Origin of the sequence: Zhongshania antarctica (genome assembly GCF_014202945.1) — a bacterium.
GTDB classification, from domain to species: domain Bacteria; phylum Pseudomonadota; class Gammaproteobacteria; order Pseudomonadales; family Spongiibacteraceae; genus Spongiibacter; species Spongiibacter antarcticus.
Genome location: NZ_JACHHW010000005.1, coordinates 358,658 through 374,587 on the forward strand (window position 1 = coordinate 358,658; position 15,930 = coordinate 374,587).

Annotated in this window: 14 protein-coding genes; 11 read left to right on the top strand and 3 right to left on the bottom strand. The window is 51.7% G+C overall.

Going from position 1 to position 15,930, the window contains the following annotated elements:
- Nucleotides 1-22: 22 nt before the first annotated feature.
- Together dprA and HNQ57_RS10930 are read right to left on the bottom strand one after the other, a co-directional pair.
- Nucleotides 23-1,123 carry a DNA-processing protein DprA gene (gene dprA / locus HNQ57_RS10925; RefSeq protein ID WP_184462907.1) on the bottom strand — a complete coding sequence of 367 codons (1,101 nt, stop codon included), beginning with the start codon at nt 1,121-1,123 and terminating at the stop codon, nt 23-25.
- Nucleotides 1,124-1,179: 56 nt separating this feature from the next.
- On the bottom strand, nt 1,180-2,205 hold the full coding sequence (locus HNQ57_RS10930) for a LysM peptidoglycan-binding domain-containing protein (protein WP_184462909.1): 1,026 nt from the start codon (nt 2,203-2,205) through the stop codon (nt 1,180-1,182).
- Between the two features lie 197 nt (nt 2,206-2,402).
- Between HNQ57_RS10930 and def the strand changes: the two genes are divergently transcribed.
- The 8 genes from def (at nt 2,403) to HNQ57_RS10970 (ending at nt 11,054) form a co-directional block, all read left to right on the top strand.
- The gene (def, locus tag HNQ57_RS10935) at nt 2,403-2,921 is read left to right on the top strand and encodes a peptide deformylase (protein ID WP_184462911.1); all 519 of its coding nucleotides are present in this window, start codon (nt 2,403-2,405) and stop codon (nt 2,919-2,921) included.
- Nucleotides 2,918-3,901, top strand: coding sequence for a methionyl-tRNA formyltransferase (gene fmt, locus HNQ57_RS10940; RefSeq protein ID WP_184462913.1), 984 nt, complete (start codon nt 2,918-2,920; stop codon nt 3,899-3,901). Before def ends, fmt begins: the two co-directional genes overlap by 4 nt.
- Entirely contained in the window at nt 3,898-5,193 is a 1,296-nt protein-coding gene (gene rsmB / locus HNQ57_RS10945; protein WP_184462915.1) for a 16S rRNA (cytosine(967)-C(5))-methyltransferase RsmB, read from the top strand. Before fmt ends, rsmB begins: the two co-directional genes overlap by 4 nt.
- Before the next feature lie 75 nt (nt 5,194-5,268).
- A complete protein-coding gene (gene trkA / locus HNQ57_RS10950) occupies nt 5,269-6,642 on the top strand; it encodes a Trk system potassium transporter TrkA (RefSeq protein ID WP_184462917.1) in 1,374 nt (457 codons plus the stop codon).
- Nucleotides 6,643-6,685: 43 nt separating this feature from the next.
- Nucleotides 6,686-8,134, top strand: coding sequence for a TrkH family potassium uptake protein (locus tag HNQ57_RS10955; protein ID WP_184462919.1), 1,449 nt, complete (start codon nt 6,686-6,688; stop codon nt 8,132-8,134).
- 3 nt (nt 8,135-8,137) lie between these two features.
- The gene (locus HNQ57_RS10960; protein WP_184462920.1) at nt 8,138-8,749 is read left to right on the top strand and encodes a class I SAM-dependent methyltransferase; all 612 of its coding nucleotides are present in this window, start codon (nt 8,138-8,140) and stop codon (nt 8,747-8,749) included.
- Nucleotides 8,750-8,778: 29 nt separating this feature from the next.
- Complete coding sequence (locus tag HNQ57_RS10965; protein WP_184462922.1) at nt 8,779-10,659, top strand: putative bifunctional diguanylate cyclase/phosphodiesterase; 1,881 nt, start codon at nt 8,779-8,781, stop codon at nt 10,657-10,659.
- Nucleotides 10,660-10,766: 107 nt separating this feature from the next.
- Nucleotides 10,767-11,054 (top strand): YebG family protein, encoded by a 288-nt coding sequence (locus tag HNQ57_RS10970; RefSeq protein WP_184462924.1) that lies wholly within the window; start codon nt 10,767-10,769, stop codon nt 11,052-11,054.
- Between the two features lie 47 nt (nt 11,055-11,101).
- Here the strand turns inward: HNQ57_RS10970 and djlA are convergent, their stop codons facing one another.
- Entirely contained in the window at nt 11,102-11,896 is a 795-nt protein-coding gene (gene djlA, locus HNQ57_RS10975) for a co-chaperone DjlA (protein ID WP_184462926.1), read from the bottom strand.
- A 136-nt stretch (nt 11,897-12,032) separates the two neighbouring features.
- On the opposite strand from djlA, the gene glyQ reads away from it, so the two are divergent.
- The 3 genes from glyQ (at nt 12,033) to HNQ57_RS10990 (ending at nt 15,867) form a co-directional block, all read left to right on the top strand.
- Nucleotides 12,033-12,974, top strand: coding sequence for a glycine--tRNA ligase subunit alpha (gene glyQ / locus HNQ57_RS10980; RefSeq protein WP_184462928.1), 942 nt, complete (start codon nt 12,033-12,035; stop codon nt 12,972-12,974).
- Nucleotides 12,974-15,058: a glycine--tRNA ligase subunit beta gene (gene glyS / locus HNQ57_RS10985; protein WP_184462930.1), complete on the top strand. Its 2,085-nt coding sequence runs from the start codon at nt 12,974-12,976 to the stop codon at nt 15,056-15,058. The genes glyQ and glyS overlap by 1 nt, the downstream gene beginning before the upstream one ends.
- Nucleotides 15,059-15,135: 77 nt before the next feature.
- Nucleotides 15,136-15,867 (top strand): lysophospholipid acyltransferase family protein, encoded by a 732-nt coding sequence (locus tag HNQ57_RS10990; protein WP_184462932.1) that lies wholly within the window; start codon nt 15,136-15,138, stop codon nt 15,865-15,867.
- Nucleotides 15,868-15,930: the final 63 nt, after the last annotated feature.

The window sequence follows — 15,930 nt, forward strand, 5'->3', positions numbered from 1 at the left end:
GATGACCGCCTAATTGGGCTAACTAGCGGCTGCGCTGCCAAGCACCCCGAAATTGCTCTACCCAGCCTTCAACTTCTAGGTCACTTAGTAAACTCAGTAATTCCGAAATTGGCAGACCTAGATTGTGGGCGAGGGTGTCAATGTCGACAGGCTCAAAGCCCAGCGCTTGGTATACTGGTGAGCTGGTTTCAATATCGACAGCACTGGCATTTGCGGTATGACCACTCGCTGATGACGGCGCGCTTTCGAGCCAGCCAGCAAACTCTTCTAAGATATCGTCAAGTTGCTCTACCAGCTTTGCACCCTGCTTAATCAGGCTATTGCAGCCACGACTGGCGGGGTTGTGGATAGAACCCGGTATCGCGAAAACCTCACGGTTTTGCTCCAGCGCCTGTCGCGCGGTAATTAACGAGCCGCTGCGCAACGCTGCCTCGACCACTAAAACACCCAAACTCATACCGCTAATAATGCGATTGCGGCGAGGAAACTGGTGCCGCATAGGCGGGCTACCCAGTGGCAACTCGCTAATTAACAAACCCTCATGAGCAATCCGCTCATACAAGCTGGCGTTGCTGCGCGGGTAACACTGATCCACTCCCGTTCCCAAAACCGCAATAGTAGAACCAGCGCCAGCCAAGGCGCCACAGTGGGCGGCGCCGTCGACGCCCAGCGCCATACCGCTCACAACGGTCATGCCCACGTCGCTCAAGGCTCTGGCAAAGGCCTCGGCATCGCTGCGGCCTGTGCGGCTAGGACGGCGACTACCCACCAGCGCAAACAGCGGATTTTTTAACAACTCACTGCGGCCCCTAAAATACAATAAAGGCGGGGCGTCGTAGATTTCATTTAATAGTGGCGGGTAGTTGTCACTGTGCCTGCACAAGATACTGACCTTAGCGCGCTGTAAATCAGACTGCAGATCTTGCCCCGCTTGGCGCCGCGCCAAAACGCGATTGAGTTTATCGAGATGCTGATTGCTTAATGACAGAGAGATGCGCGCGTCTGGCGGTAAATTTAATAGGTCACGGGGGTTTGCGGTGTGCGCAATGACACGTCGAAAGGCCGCAGGGGGCAGTTTGAGGGTTTGCTGAGTGAGCAACCACAGGCAGGCAAGATCATCCACTGTCGCATCCTTGCGATCTAAAGCTTGAGCAGCGCACGCCGCCCAAGCACTTCACATTACGGGTTTTTGACTTTATCACCCACTTTGAGCGGCTCTTCTGCTTTTAAGACCAAGCCATAGCTAACTTTATCAAAGCTGCGGAACACCATCAGCAAGCCAGCGCGCACGTCTGGCGCTTTGACTCGCTCGTTGGTCACTGGGTCAGTTACCACCACGCCGGTGGTGTAAATTGCCATCACATCGCCGGGCACAATTTGATTGCGCTCGCCTAAGTTCAAGGTCACCACGTCCATGCTGCCGATCTGCGTTAAGCCACCTTCAACCGCAATGATAAAGCCATTGCTGTTATCAACCGGTGCTTTTGGCTCAAAACGGGCATGCAACTGGCGAACCTCAAGGGGCATAAAGCGGTCGGCGCGGCGAATTTCTTGGGTGCTGCGGTTTAGGGTGAGGGTAGCCACGTCTTTTTCCGTTGCCAGTAGATTCGCCGTGCCGATATCCGTCGCCTCAACACCAAGGATCTCGCCAGTTTGCGGGTCGATATAAACTTGACCACGACGATAGATACCGTAGGTATCGTCACCACTGAAATCACCTCGTCCTAGCACTTGGTCGCCAGCACCCGCCACAATATTGCCGCGTTTACCCGCCAGTACATAGGGCGCTGCAGCGAGTTCCTCATCAGTCACCACCCGGCTACGGGTGAGGAAAGGGGCGATAACATCCAGCGGAATAGCCGGAATAGCATCTTTAATATCAGCAATCCGCATTTGCGGCGTCAGCTTAACAATGCCATCGTCCGGCCCAGGATTGCGCACCAGCACCGGTTTGCCATCGATCCACATCAGTTTTAACACGTCGCCAGGGTAGATAAGATGCGGGTTTTTAACCTGGGGGTTGTAGTGCCAGAGCTCCGGCCAATACCAGGGGTCGTTCAAAAACATCGCCGAAATATCCCACAGGGTATCGCCCTTAACCACTACATAGGTTTGTGGATGCCCGGCCTTTAAGGAAAGCACGTCTCCAGCCTGGGCAAACGCCATCATCAGGCCAAGACAGACTCCCAATACCGTGTTCTTCATAATCGCTTCCTATAGCACTCTAGATCTGGTCGCCAATCAGCCCGCAAAATCGCAAGTATCAGGCATTTATTAAACGCTCGCTGTATAATATAGAGGATACTCTGCAACAGGCGAATGATTTGTGGAGTGTAATGTGCACTCAATCATCATCTTAGCAATACTTACACAACTTACACGAGAAATGGTCACAAACTGTTATGGCTGTACTTGAAATCCTCGAATTTCCCGATCCAAGACTGAGAACTGTCGCAAAACCGGTTAAAACGGTCGATGATCGCATCCGCAAGCTGATCGACGATATGTTCGACACCATGTACGAAGCGCCCGGCATTGGCCTCGCGGCCAGCCAAGTCAATGTACATGAGCAAATCGTTGTTATCGACACCAGCGAAGACCGCAGTGAGCCTCTGGTGTTTATTAACCCAGAGATTAGCGTATTGGATCACGACACCTTCCAATACGACGAAGGCTGTTTGTCGGTACCCGGTTTTTATGAGACCGTCGAGCGCCCTCAGCACATTCGGGTCAAAGCCCTAGATCGCAATGGCGACGCCTTTGAGATGACGCCAGAGGGCTTGCTCGCGGTGTGTATTCAGCACGAAAACGACCACCTGCTGGGCAAGCTGTTTGTCGATTATATATCGCCGCTCAAGCGCAACCGCATTCGCGGAAAGATGGTCAAGCTCCAAAAGCAAAAAGCCGCGGACAAAGCATGAGTACACCGTCGTTACGACTGGTGTTTGCCGGCACCCCCGAGTTTGCCGCCCGTCACCTGCAGGCCTTGATTGATGACGGCCACCACCACATTGTGGCCGCATACACCCAACCTGATCGGCCTTCTGGGCGCGGTAAAAAGACCCAGCCCAGCGCCGTGAAGCAGTGCGCCGCGGCCGCTGGGATTCCGGTGCTGCAACCCGCCAATTTCCGCGACGCGCAAGACCGCGACTTACTTGCCAGTCACAATGCCGACCTTATGATTGTGGTCGCCTATGGCCTATTGCTCCCCCAAAGTGTGCTCGATATACCAAGACTAGGCTGCGTGAATGTTCACGGTTCACTGCTACCCCGCTGGCGGGGCGCAGCGCCTATTCAGCGCGCCATTGAGGCGGGTGACGTCGAGACCGGCGTGACCATTATGCAAATGGACGCCGGTCTCGATACCGGCGCCATGCTCAGTAAAATCAGTTGCGCCATTAACCCTCAAGACAGCGCCGCCGATTTGCTTGAGCGCCTTGCCGATTTGGGTGGCCCAGGTCTTGTCGCCACCATTACAGCACTCGCTGAGGGCCGCGCCAAACCTGAGGCCCAAGATGATAGCCTGAGTAATTACGCCGCCAAAATAAGCAAGGCCGAAGCGGAGATTAACTGGCAGCTCGACGCCCTGAGTATAGACCGTAAAATACGCGCCTTTAATCCGTTTCCCATCTGCTATACACGCTTCGCTACCAGCCAACCAGATGAGCGGATAAAAATCTGGCGCGCCCAGCCAGAAAGCGTTATTCCACAAGATAAGCCTGCCGGAGCAATTATCAGCGCAGATAAAGCCGGTATCGTCGTTGCCTGCGGCGACAGCTGCCTGCGTATTCTTGAATTGCAAATGCCCGGCGGAAAAATTCTCGCCGCCAAAGATGTACTTAACTCCCGCGCCGAGCAATTCGCCCCCGGCACCTTGTTTGCCAGCCAAGGCACCCTATGAAATGTCCTAGAGTCGCGGCCGCGCGCTGCCTCGCCAGTATTGCCCAAGAGGGCAGTTCGCTGTCTCGACAATTACCGCGCGAGGAGCAAGATCTCGATCCCGGCCAGCGCTCACTCTACCGGGAGCTTTGCTACGGTACGCTGCGTCATTACTGGCGCTTAGACGCGGGGCTCAAACCGCTGTTTAGCAAGGGCCTCAAGCCCAAAGACAGCGATGTTAAAATGCTGATTTTAATCGGCGCCTATCAGCTTTTTTACACGCGAATCCCCCCTCACGCCGCCATTAACAGCGCAGTAGAAGGTTGTCGCAGCCTCGGCAAAAAATGGGCTGCGGGCATGACCAACGCCATACTGCGCCGCTGTCAGCGCGAAAAAGACACGCTGTTTACGGACTTAAAGCCCGCGGCCAACGCCGCTTTTCCGGCGTGGCTCTACCAGGCACTTGCCCAAGCATGGCCAGACCAGCTGGCCGACATCATCAGCGCCAGCAATGCCCACCCGCCGTTTTGCCTGCGCCTCAATCGCCAGCATCAAGAGCGCGACGCCTACCTGCTTGAGTTAGCCGCACTCGACATGACCGCCAGCCCCTGTGAGTTTGCGCCCTACGGCATTCGTCTGGAGCAAGCCTGCGGCGTGGACAAATTACCCGGCTTTTTTGATGGTCATATCAGCGTCCAAGACGAAGCGGCCCAGCTCTGTACCGAGTTACTCGATTTACAGGCCGGTCAGCGCGTCTTAGACGCCTGCGCTGCCCCCGGCGGCAAAACCGGCGCAATACTCGAAGCCCAGCCCGCATTGAGCGAAGTCCTCGCCCTTGATATAGACGAGCAGCGCTTAAGCCGCATAAGCGAAAATTTAGCCCGCCTGCAGCTCAACGCAACCTTGGTAGCCGCCGATGCCGCCAACCTCGACCACTGGTGGGATGGCAAGCACTTCGATCGCATCTTACTGGACGCGCCGTGCTCTGCGGTCGGGGTTATTCGTCGCAACCCTGACATCAAGTTGAATCGCATGGTTAGCGATATAGCACCGCTGTGCCGCCTGCAGGCGAGCTTGCTCGACAGTTTGTGGCAGTGTTTAAGCCCCGGCGGCTTATTTCTTTACGCCACGTGCTCATTGCTACCCGCAGAAAATGAAGAGCAAATTAGCGCGTTTCTCAGCCGGGAGCCCAGCGCTGAACTCGTTCCGCTTAACGTTAATTGGGGCGTAGATCGCAATGGTTGCCGACAGCTGTTCCCTCAGGATCAGGGCCACGACGGATTTTTCTACGCCCTATTGCGGAAAAAACTGTAAACACGGCTATTGAGTGCCACACTAGAAGAACACACAATTAGTGCATAACAGCGACAGCGCAGGCGATAGCGAACAATGAAAATCATCATACTTGGGGCAGGGCAGGTCGGCGCAACTCTGGCCGCAAACTTGGCCAGTGAACACAATGACATTACCGTGGTAGATAAAGACCCGGATCGCCTGCGTGAACTGCAAGACCGCCTCGATATTGGCACAGTAACCGGCCAAGCTTCGCACCCCGATGTACTGGAGCGCGCCGGTGCCGCCGACGCGGATTTATTGATTGCCGTCACCAACAGCGACGAGATCAATATGATCGCCTGCCAGGTTGCCTACACCTTGTTTCGCACCCCCACCAAGATTTCGCGAATTCGCTCCAACTCCTATACCAGCGTAGAAAAATTGTTTGGCAACGATGCAATTCCGATCGACGTTTTTATCAGCCCAGAAGAGCTGGTCACCCAGTACATCAAGCGCCTATTGCAGTATCCCGGTTCCCTCCAGGTGCTGGACTTCGCCGATGGACTCGTTCAGCTTGTCGCCGTTAAAGCCTATTACGGCGGCCCAATGGTCGGCAATGAACTGGCCGCCATTCGGGAGCATATGCCCACCGTCGACACTCGCGTAGCCGCTATTTTCCGTCGCGGCACCGCCATTATGCCCAGTGGCGATACCGTGGTTGAAGCGGGTGATGAAGTGTTTTTTATTGCCGCTAAAAAGAACATTATGCCAGTGATGAGCGAGCTGCGCCGCCTCGATACGCCGTATAAACGTTTGGTGATTGCCGGTGGCGGTAATATCGGTGAGCGCCTGGCCAGAGCAGTCGAGAGCCGCTACCACGTTAAAATTATTGAGCGCAGCTACGATCGCTGCCGCGCCTTGTCTGAACAATTATCTAAGGCCATTGTGCTGCACGGCAGCGCCTCTGATCACGACTTACTCGCGCAAGAAAATATTGAAGAAACCGATGTCTTTCTCGCGCTAACCAATGATGATGAAGCCAATATCATGTCATCACTGCTGGCAAAGCGGATGGGCGCGAAAAAAGTGATTACGCTTATCACCAATCCCGCCTACGTCGATTTAGTGCAGGGCGGCGATATTGATATTGCGATTTCACCTCAGCAAATCACCATTGGTAGCCTGCTCACCCATGTGCGACGAGGCGACATATACAATGTGCACGCGCTGCGCCGCGGCGCTGCTGAGGCCCTAGAGATCATTGCTCACGGCGATAGCCGCTCCTCAAAAGTGGTCGGTCGCCGACTCGATGAAATAGTGCTGCCCGAAGGTGTGAGTATTGGTGCCTTGGTGCGCGGCGAAGAAGTACTTATTGCTCACAGCCACCTGCAAGTGGAACCCGAGGATCACTTAATTCTGTTCTTAGTCGACAAAAGTAAAATTAAGTTAGTCGAAAAACTTTTCCAAGTCGGGTTTAGTTTCTTCTAATGATTACGCGCCCCCTCAAAGCCCTATTAGGCAAAGGCAGCTCATGCATCTGAGTATTATTTGCCGAATTATTGGCATGTTGCTAATGATATTCAGCCTGACAATGGCCGTGCCCGCGCTGCTGTCTATTGTGTTTAGCGACGGCGCATTGAACGCCTTTGTTTGGGCTTTTACACTGACCTTCTGCTCTGGGCTGCTGCTCTGGGTTGGCAATTTAAAACAACGCCAAGAACTCAGTATCCGCGACGGCTTTTTAGTGGTGTCGCTATTCTGGACCGTACTGGGTTTGTTTGGGGCATTACCGTTTTACCTCGCCGACAACCCCGGTCTGTCGATTAGCGAGTCGGTGTTCGAATCAATTTCTGGTCTTACTACCACTGGCGCTACGGTAATTACCGGGCTCGATGAATTGCCAATTTCTATTTTATTTTATCGGCAATTTTTGCAGTGGCTGGGGGGCATCGGCATTATTGTTATTGCCGTTGCCATTCTCCCTATACTGGGCATTGGTGGCATGCAGTTATACCGAGCTGAAACCCCTGGCCCAGTCAAAGACAATAAACTCACGCCGCGCATAACCGGTACCGCCAAAGTATTATTCTTAATGTACTTAGCCCTAACCGGCGTGTGTGCGCTGGCCTACTGGCTGGCGGGAATGAGTATTTTTGACGCAATAAGCCACTCTTTTTCAACCGTGGCAATAGGCGGGTTTTCTACCCACGACGCCAGTATGGGCTATTTTAACAGTCCACTTATTTTGATGATTTGCAGCGCCTTTATGCTCTTTGCCGGGATGAGCTTTACCATTCATTTTCACGCCTGGCGGGGCCGCTCTTTAAAACAGTATTTTCAAGATTCTGAAACCAAGTTTTATCTATCGGTGATCGGTATAGCCATTCTCACGATTTCGGTTTATCTGTTTTTTAGCGGCACATATTCTTTAAGCGACAGCATTGTGCATGGTATTTTTCATACCGTTTCAGTGGCGACCACTGCCGGTTTTGGCGCTGAAGATTTTTCAATATGGCCCAGCTTTTTACCGGTCGCGGTCATTATGTTGTCGTTTATGGGCGGTTGCGCAGGCTCAACTGGCGGCGGCATGAAAGCGGTTCGCGTCATGTTAGTTGCCAAACAGGGCATCCGCGAAATGAACCAGCTTATTCATCCCAGTGCAGTAATACCGCTAAAAATAGGTACTCACCGCGTTGAATCGAAAGTCGTTAGCGCGGTATGGAGTTTTGTCGGGGTATATATGATTTCGTTTATCATTATTACCTTGGCCATGATGGCTTGCGGGCTAGACTCCCTCACCGCATTTTCGGCAACGGCTGCCGCCATCAATAATATGGGGCCTGGCTTGGGCGAGGTTGCAGCAAGTTACCGCAGCGTGAACGATGCCGGAAAATGGATTCTGTGCTACGCCATGTTGCTTGGTCGCTTAGAAATATTCACCTTACTGGTATTATTAATGCCGGCATTTTGGCGGCGTTAGTGAATGGCTGAATACCGCGATGCACTAACAAGCAAAACGAAGTGGAATTTACGCCATCAACAGCGCAGTATGCCCGCATCCGCATGCAGCGTGTTAGAACAACATCGCAACCTACTTCCCGCTACGGGGCGAGCGCTAGACATTGCCTGTGGTTTAGGCGGCAATGCGGTTCTCCTCGCCCAAGCTGGGCTGCTATGCGACGCCATGGATATTTCAGATATCGCTGTTTCACGCTTAAACGCTTATGCGCAAAACCATTCATTAGCAATATCAGCCAGCCTCGCCGATATTGAAAACGATGACTTTACCTTAGCGGCCGAACAATACGATGTTATTGTGGTGAGCTACTTTCTGTATCGGCCACTGTTTTCAATCATTGCTACTGCACTAAAACCCGGCGGTTTATTATTTTATCAAACCTTTTCCAACACCGCTGACCGGCTTCAATGTGGTCCCAAAACCCCCGATTTTTACTTGCAAGAAAGGGAATTGCTATCACAGTTTAAGGGCCTAGAAATACAGTATTATCATGAGGGTGAAAATACCAATAGTGCAAAAACCAGTTTTGAAGCAGCCCTCGTCGCGCGCAAACCGCGCACAAAAATATCTATTTAATGAGTAATTGTTTTTTTACTAGGTGAATCATGGGGTATCTTGTTTTAACCATAAGCTTGTTAGTGTCGGTCGCCTTAGCGGCAGCGAGCTATTTTGGTTTAAAAACTGCTTATCAACCTGCATTGCTCGCGCTTGCGGTTCTTACTACCTGCACTTTACTGTTAAGCGCAGCACTTAGTGTTTACGTCGAAATATTGCGGCGCCGCGCAGCGACACTTCACACCGAAAACCACAAATTGACTGTCCTCCTTGAGCATGGTTCTTCGGCGATGCTGCTCCTCAACACCGACTTCTTGCCCGAATATATAAATTATCGCCACCCCACTTTAGAAAAACTGAATGCGGAGCATTCCGGTGACCTCATTAACGTCCAAAAGTGGAAAAAATACCTCGCCTCAGAAACACGACAACGAATTCGCGAGGCTATAGCAGAAGGAGTAGTTTGGCAGGGCGAATTACGTTTCGACAATTCAGAGCAAGATCATTATCTATCGACAAGTATTTCGCCGGTCTTAAATCGCGCAGGTGAACTCAGTAAAATTGTCGTGTGCTGTGAAGACATTTCTGAACACAAGGCCATTGCTGACCGCCTGTTTATTCGCGAACACTACAATGTATTAACCGGCTTACCGAATCGTCAATTTGCGCTGCGCAGTCTGCATGCGGCAATTGATAAATGTGCTGCGCAACAGCAAGAATTTATCTTAATTTATATTGATTTAGATCGAATTCGTTACATCAACGAATCCTTAGGTCACCACGTTGTCGACAAGATTCTTATTGAGACCGCCGAGCGCCTGCGACGCAGTGTGCGCGACGAACATATTCTTGCCCACCTCGGGGCAGATGAATTTTTAATTATTCTCGACGCTGACAGCTGCAAAGATGAAGCCAGCATCCAGGTCGATAGCCTGCTGGATCGCTGCCGTGCGCCTTTTTATGTGCAGCAACACGAAGTCACTATCTCGGCGAGTATCGGCCTCAGCCAGTACCCAAAAGATGGCAGCGATGCCAACACCCTCATGCGCCGCGCGGAAGCCGCCATGTTCGACGCGAAAAATCAGGGCGGCGGTCGCTTCAGTTTTTACAGTGAAAGCATGAGTGACCAGGCTGACCGACGCTTAGAGATGGAGCACCAGCTACGCCATGCCATCGCCCGAAATGAGTTTGAACTGTATTATCAGCCCGTCATTAATCTTCGCGACAATCAGTTAGTCGGCGTTGAGGTATTGCTGCGCTGGAATAATGAAAATCTGGGGCAGCCAGGCCCCGATGAGTTCATCCTTATTGCCGAGCACAGTGGCCAAATAGTGACTATAGGCAATTGGGTGCTAGAGCAGGCCTGCCAGCAAATCATGGCGTGGTCACGGGCGGGCTTCCCAGCCCTGAGTGTCGCAGTAAATATCTCGAGTAAGCAATTTATCGACGGCGATATTTTAGCGAGTGTCGGTCACGCGCTAAAACAAAGTGGCTTGCCGGCTGCACAACTTGAACTGGAGATCACCGAAGGTTTATTACTCAACGACACACCGACTATTCGCGAAATATTCAAACAACTAAAAATGCTCGGCGTGCATTTATCTCTAGACGATTTTGGCACCGGTTACGCCTCCTTGAGCTACCTCAAGCGCTATCCCTTCGACACGCTTAAAATTGATCGCAGCTTTGTTAAAGATATTGATAACTGCCAAGACAGCATTACCCTGACCAACGCCATAGTCGCGATGGCTCACAGTTTTGGTATGCGGGTGATTGCGGAGGGGGTCGAAAATTTAAATCAGCGCCGTATTCTTCGCGATCGGCATTGCGATATGGTACAGGGCTACCTGTATTCACCCGCCTTACCGGCCGATGACTTTCTAGATTGGGCAAAACGCTATAGCGAAATGCAGCATAGCAAGCATATATAAGCGCAGCGACCGGGCTGGTAAATTCAACGTACTTGCATCAACAGCTGTATTTATATACAGTATCAAATAACCGATAAATACCGTTCAACAAGTAAACGAGGTGGAGTATGGCGGTAGTAGCGAAGTGGATGTGTGATAGGGACAATAGTATGTTTGACAACAAAAAAGACGCTGACGCCTATGACAAAATGCTGGAATTGGCAGAAGGTTTCGCCGCCTTACTGCAACAGCATATACCGAGTGTTGATGAGGCCCAGGCAGAAGAGTTTGGTATTTTTCTGTCCAAAAACAAAGAGGCGGTAATGCAAGCGTGTAAAGGTAGGGTAGAGGCGCTGAGCGAAATCGACAGCGACGCCACCCCCAGCAATGTTAGCCCACTTGCGGCCCAAGCTTAAATATCAGCCTGTAGCGCAGCTAAATTAGCTGCGCTTTGTCTTTGTCGCTAGTGCTTGCGGCTGTCTTTAATCAGCTCGTAAGCCGCCTGAATCTCTTGGGCTTTTTCAGTCGCAATTTTCATCATATCTTCCGGCACGCCCTTGGCAATCAATTTGTCAGGATGGTGCTGGCTCATCAATTTTCGGTAGGCGCGCTTTATTTCAGCATCGGTCATTACCTCCGTTACCCCAATCGCCTTGTAAGCCGCCTGTAATTCACTGGCGCTGCTGCGCGCCGATTGCTGACCACCAGCGCCACGACCGTGAAACTGACGCTGGGCCATCGCCATATCCAGTAAACGCTGAAAGTCCCGTGCTGACACGCCGAGATAGCCAGCAACCCGCAATAAAATTGTTTTTTCAGCTGAATCAACTTCGCCGTCAGCCAAGGCCATCGTCAATAAGGCTTCCAGCAACATTTGCCGCAGCAAAGGCTGGGTTCTCGCCACCAACATAAAATCGGATATTTGCGGTTCTAATTCAAATTCGTCGGCGCTGCCTTCTTTAAATAGGGTAATCGCCTCCTGACGCCGTGCCCCAGTCAAGCCAAACTGGGCGATAATGGCTTCAGCCTGAGCCACTTCAGATTCACACACTCGGCCATCGGCCTTTGCCACATGGCCCATCACCCTAAAGACGGTTTCAAACAACACGCCCTGTATACGTTCACGTTCGGCGCCATAATTAAAGCCCATGGCTTGTTTCAGGCCGCGATCAAACATCACCCCGACACCAAAGCCCAAGAGCGCAAACAGTGGGCCGCCCATTAAAAAGCCCAAAAATGCGCCTATAAATTTTGCCATTGCCATCATTCCTATTAAATCTAAGGGCCGATCATAACAAGTCGGTATGGCCGTCGGCTAGAATCATCCTTAGCCTTAGCCCACAGCCTCGCAACTCTGTATAATTCCTGTCTTTGTTTATTTAATGGGGAAGACCGTGAGCAAGGCAGACGTCAGCACCTTTCAAGGGCTAATCTTGGCATTGCAACAATACTGGGCCGAGCATGGCTGTGTGTTATTACAGCCGCTGGACATGGAAGTCGGTGCGGGCACCTTTCATCCCGCCACCTTTTTACGCGCTATTGGCCCTGAGACATGGAATGCCGCCTATGTTCAGCCCTGTCGTCGTCCCACAGACGGCCGTTACGGCACCAACCCCAATCGCCTGCAGCACTATTATCAGTTCCAGGTGATTATGAAACCCTCGCCAGCCAATATTCAGGATTTGTATTTAGACTCCCTGAAAATGCTTGGCATAGACCCCCAAGTGCACGACATTCGCTTTGTTGAAGACAACTGGGAATCGCCAACCCTCGGTGCCTGGGGCTTGGGTTGGGAAGTGTGGCTAAACGGTATGGAAGTCACCCAGTTTACCTATTTCCAACAAGTTGGCGGTCTCGAGTGCTATCCCGTCAGCGGCGAGATCACCTATGGCCTAGAGCGCATTGCTATGTACCTGCAGGGCGTGGACAGTATTTACGATTTGGTATGGACCAAAGGGCCTGCGGGGGACGTTACCTACGGTGATGTTTTCCACCAAAACGAAGTGGAGATGTCGCACTTTAATTTTGAAGAGGCCGATGTAGAACAGTTGTTTGCGCAATTTGACCACTGTGAAGCCGAAAGCGAGCGCCTGATAGAAAAAGGGCTGCCCTTACCGGCATATGAAATGGTTATGAAAGCTTCCCATGCCTTTAACCTCTTAGATGCCCGCCATGCAATTTCTGTTACCGAGCGCCAGCGTTTCATCCTAAGAGTGCGAAGCTTAGCCCGCGCCGTTGCCCAAGCTTATTTTGATGCTCGTCAAAAACTTGGTTTCCCACTTGCCCCGGCGCATCTGCGCGACGAAGTACTAGCTGCCGCCGAGGAGAAAAAATAATGAGCGCACGCGATCTATTAATCGAAATTGGTACAGAAGAACTGCCGCCAAAAGCTTTAAAAACCCTGTCCGCGGCGTTCAGCGAGAGTATTTCTACGCAGCTCGCCAGTAAAGAATTAGGCTTTACACATTTAAAGAGCTTCGCCACACCACGTCGTTTGGCCGTGTTAATTAGCGACTTGGCAGAGCGCGCGCCGGACCGTGAAATTGAGATTTGGGGGCCACCGGCGAAAGTCGCCTTTGACGCAGCCGGCAAGCCAACCAATGCCGCAATTGCCTTCGCAAAGAAAAATCAGCTCAATAGTGATGAGCTGCAAAGCCATATTGCCAATGATGGTAAACAGGACAAGCTTTGCTATCGCAGTCGCGTTAGCGGTGCTATGAGTAAAGACATTCTTGGCGAACTCATCAGCACCGCGCTGGCGAGCCTGCCTATTGCGAAGCGCATGCGCTGGGGTTCTTCACGTGCCGAGTTTGTTAGGCCTATCCACTGGCTGTGTATTGTTTACGGTGACGAGGCTATCGCGGAAACTATTTTTGACTTGCACGCCGACAGACTCACCCGTGGGCATCGCTTCCATTGCAATGAAGCGTTATATATCAACAACGCGGCCGACTATGAAACTATTTTGCGCGAGCAGGGTAAAGTCATTGCTGATTACGATGTTCGTCAACAAGGCATCCGCCAACAAGTCATTGCCTTGGGTGAGAGCTTGGGCGGTAACGCCGTCATCGACCCCAAACTCTTAGATGAAGTAACCTCCCTAGTTGAATGGCCAGTGGCCTTAGCGGGAAGCTTTGAAGATCGCTTTTTGAAAGTGCCACCAGAAGCGCTTATCTCCTCGATGAAAGAGCACCAAAAATATTTTCATGTTGTAAATACTAACGGCGACCTTATGCCGAACTTTATAACCGTGGCGAATATTGAAAGCCGCGATCCGCAGAAGGTTATTGACGGCAACGAACGTGTTATACGTCCCCGTCTAAGCGACGCCGCTTTCTTCTTTGAAACAGATTGTAAAATCAGCCTTGAAAGTCGTCGCGAGCGTCTGCGCAATATTGTTTTTCAAGCAAAGCTCGGTACGATCTTTGATAAAACTGAACGTGTTGCCGCATTGAGCGCAGCGATAGCCAAACTCCTTAACAAAGATCCCAGTAACGCGGTGCGGGCAGCCACGCTGTGCAAAAGCGATCTTGTCACCGAGATGGTACTTGAGTTCGACGACCTGCAAGGTATCGCCGGCTACTACTACGCACGGAACGACGGTGAAGCCAACGACGTTGCCCTAGCAATGAACGAGCAGTATATGCCGCGCTTTGCCGGCGACACCTTACCAACAACGCTCACGGGTACTGTTGTAGCCCTCGCAGACCGGCTTGATACCATCTGCGGTATTTTTGGTATTGGTCAAATTCCCACTGGCTCCAAAGACCCCTTTGCACTGCGACGCGCATCGCTCGGCGTCTTAAGACTGATTACTGAAAATCAACACGATCTCGATTTAAAGCACTTAATCGATCTAGCCATTGCACAACACCAAACGATTAGCGCCAGCGATAAGCTCAGCGCTACCGTTCTCAATTATATTCTCGAGCGCTTAAAAGCGGGCTACGAAGACAACGGCATCACCGCCGAAGTGTTTATGGCGGTCAGCGCAAAGCAACTGAGCAAGCCTCTGGATATTGATCAGCGTGTTAATGCGGTGCAGGCCTTCACCAAACTACCCGAGGCCGCTGCACTTGCCGCCGCCAACAAACGCGTGTCCAATATCTTGGCCAAGGCGGAAGGGCAGCTGCCAGGCCAAATCGACACCAAATTATTGGTGGAGGCGGCGGAGCAAACTCTCGCGCAGCAGCTCAATGAACAGCATGCCATTGTCGCGCCACTCTTTGCTGCGGCACGCTTTGAGGAAGGCTTAAAGTCGCTCGCTGGCTTACAAGCCGCCGTCGATGACTTTTTTGACAAAGTTATGGTGAACGCTGAGGACCCCGCCTTAAAAAATAACCGTTTAGCGTTGCTCACGCAGCTACAGGGCTTATTTCTTGAGGTGGCAGATATATCCCAGCTAGTCGCAAGTAAGTAAAACGTGTAGCCCCGTTATTTTCTTGGGTGGGGGGCTAGTCGAACCGGGTATTTTGCAGCTTAAGGACAGAATTTTTAATGACGCTTTTAGCAAATGCACTCTGCGCGATACGTTCGGCGCTGTTTTTTCTTGGCTTAGGCTTAGTCACTATTTTTATAAGCCTGAGCGGTATACTTTTTACATGGTTTTTACCCTTCCACATACGCGGTCGCTATTTTGTTTTAGGAAATGCCGCCATTATCTTTTTACTGAGGGTCTGCTGCGGTGTAAAAACCGAAGTACATGGCAGCTTACCGTCAGATCGCCCATTCGTCGCCATGGCCAAACACCAAAGCCAGTGGGAGACGTTTTACCTACAGTGGTGCCTATTCCCCGTTGCTACCGTGGTGAAGCGCGAACTCTTGAGCATTCCTTTTTTTGGTTGGGCACTGCGCTTTATGAATGCCATAGGCATAGATCGCAGCAATCCGCGCTCCGCTATGAGGGAACTTAACGCCAAGGGTTTAAGCCGCCTAAGAAACAATTATAGCCTGCTAATTTTTCCTGAAGGCACCCGCACCTTGCCCGGAGTTCGCGGCCACTACGCCCGCAGTGGCGCTAGTATAGCTATTGCCGCTGGTGTACCGGTTTTACCGATCGCACATAACGGTGGCTTGGTTTGGCCTACCAAAAGCCTGCTAATTCGCCCGGGGACAGTCACACTAGTGATTGGCGACGCAATTCCCAGTACAGATCGCGAAAGCCGCGAACTCACTCTAGAAGTAGAGAACTGGATTGAGGGCCAATGCGCAAAAATGCCGCCGCGGTGACAAGCTTAAACGTCACCCTTCTAAAAAAACGACAAGGGATTCAATAGCGAATAAAGGGAAGTA

Bases quoted from the DNA above. Each gene is read 5' to 3' on its own strand.
- HNQ57_RS10930 (WP_184462909.1), bottom strand. From the start codon at position 2,205: ATGAAGAACACGGTATTGGGAGTCTGTCTTGGCCTGATGATGGCGTTT.
- def (WP_184462911.1), top strand. From the start codon at position 2,403: ATGGCTGTACTTGAAATCCTCGAATTTCCCGATCCAAGACTGAGAACT.
- fmt (WP_184462913.1), top strand. From the start codon at position 2,918: ATGAGTACACCGTCGTTACGACTGGTGTTTGCCGGCACCCCCGAGTTT.
- rsmB (WP_184462915.1), top strand. From the start codon at position 3,898: ATGAAATGTCCTAGAGTCGCGGCCGCGCGCTGCCTCGCCAGTATTGCC.
- trkA (WP_184462917.1), top strand. From the start codon at position 5,269: ATGAAAATCATCATACTTGGGGCAGGGCAGGTCGGCGCAACTCTGGCC.
- HNQ57_RS10955 (WP_184462919.1), top strand. From the start codon at position 6,686: ATGCATCTGAGTATTATTTGCCGAATTATTGGCATGTTGCTAATGATA.
- HNQ57_RS10960 (WP_184462920.1), top strand. From the start codon at position 8,138: ATGGCTGAATACCGCGATGCACTAACAAGCAAAACGAAGTGGAATTTA.
- HNQ57_RS10965 (WP_184462922.1), top strand. From the start codon at position 8,779: ATGGGGTATCTTGTTTTAACCATAAGCTTGTTAGTGTCGGTCGCCTTA.
- HNQ57_RS10970 (WP_184462924.1), top strand. From the start codon at position 10,767: ATGGCGGTAGTAGCGAAGTGGATGTGTGATAGGGACAATAGTATGTTT.
- djlA (WP_184462926.1), bottom strand. From the start codon at position 11,896: ATGGCAAAATTTATAGGCGCATTTTTGGGCTTTTTAATGGGCGGCCCA.
- glyS (WP_184462930.1), top strand. From the start codon at position 12,974: ATGAGCGCACGCGATCTATTAATCGAAATTGGTACAGAAGAACTGCCG.
- HNQ57_RS10990 (WP_184462932.1), top strand. From the start codon at position 15,136: ATGACGCTTTTAGCAAATGCACTCTGCGCGATACGTTCGGCGCTGTTT.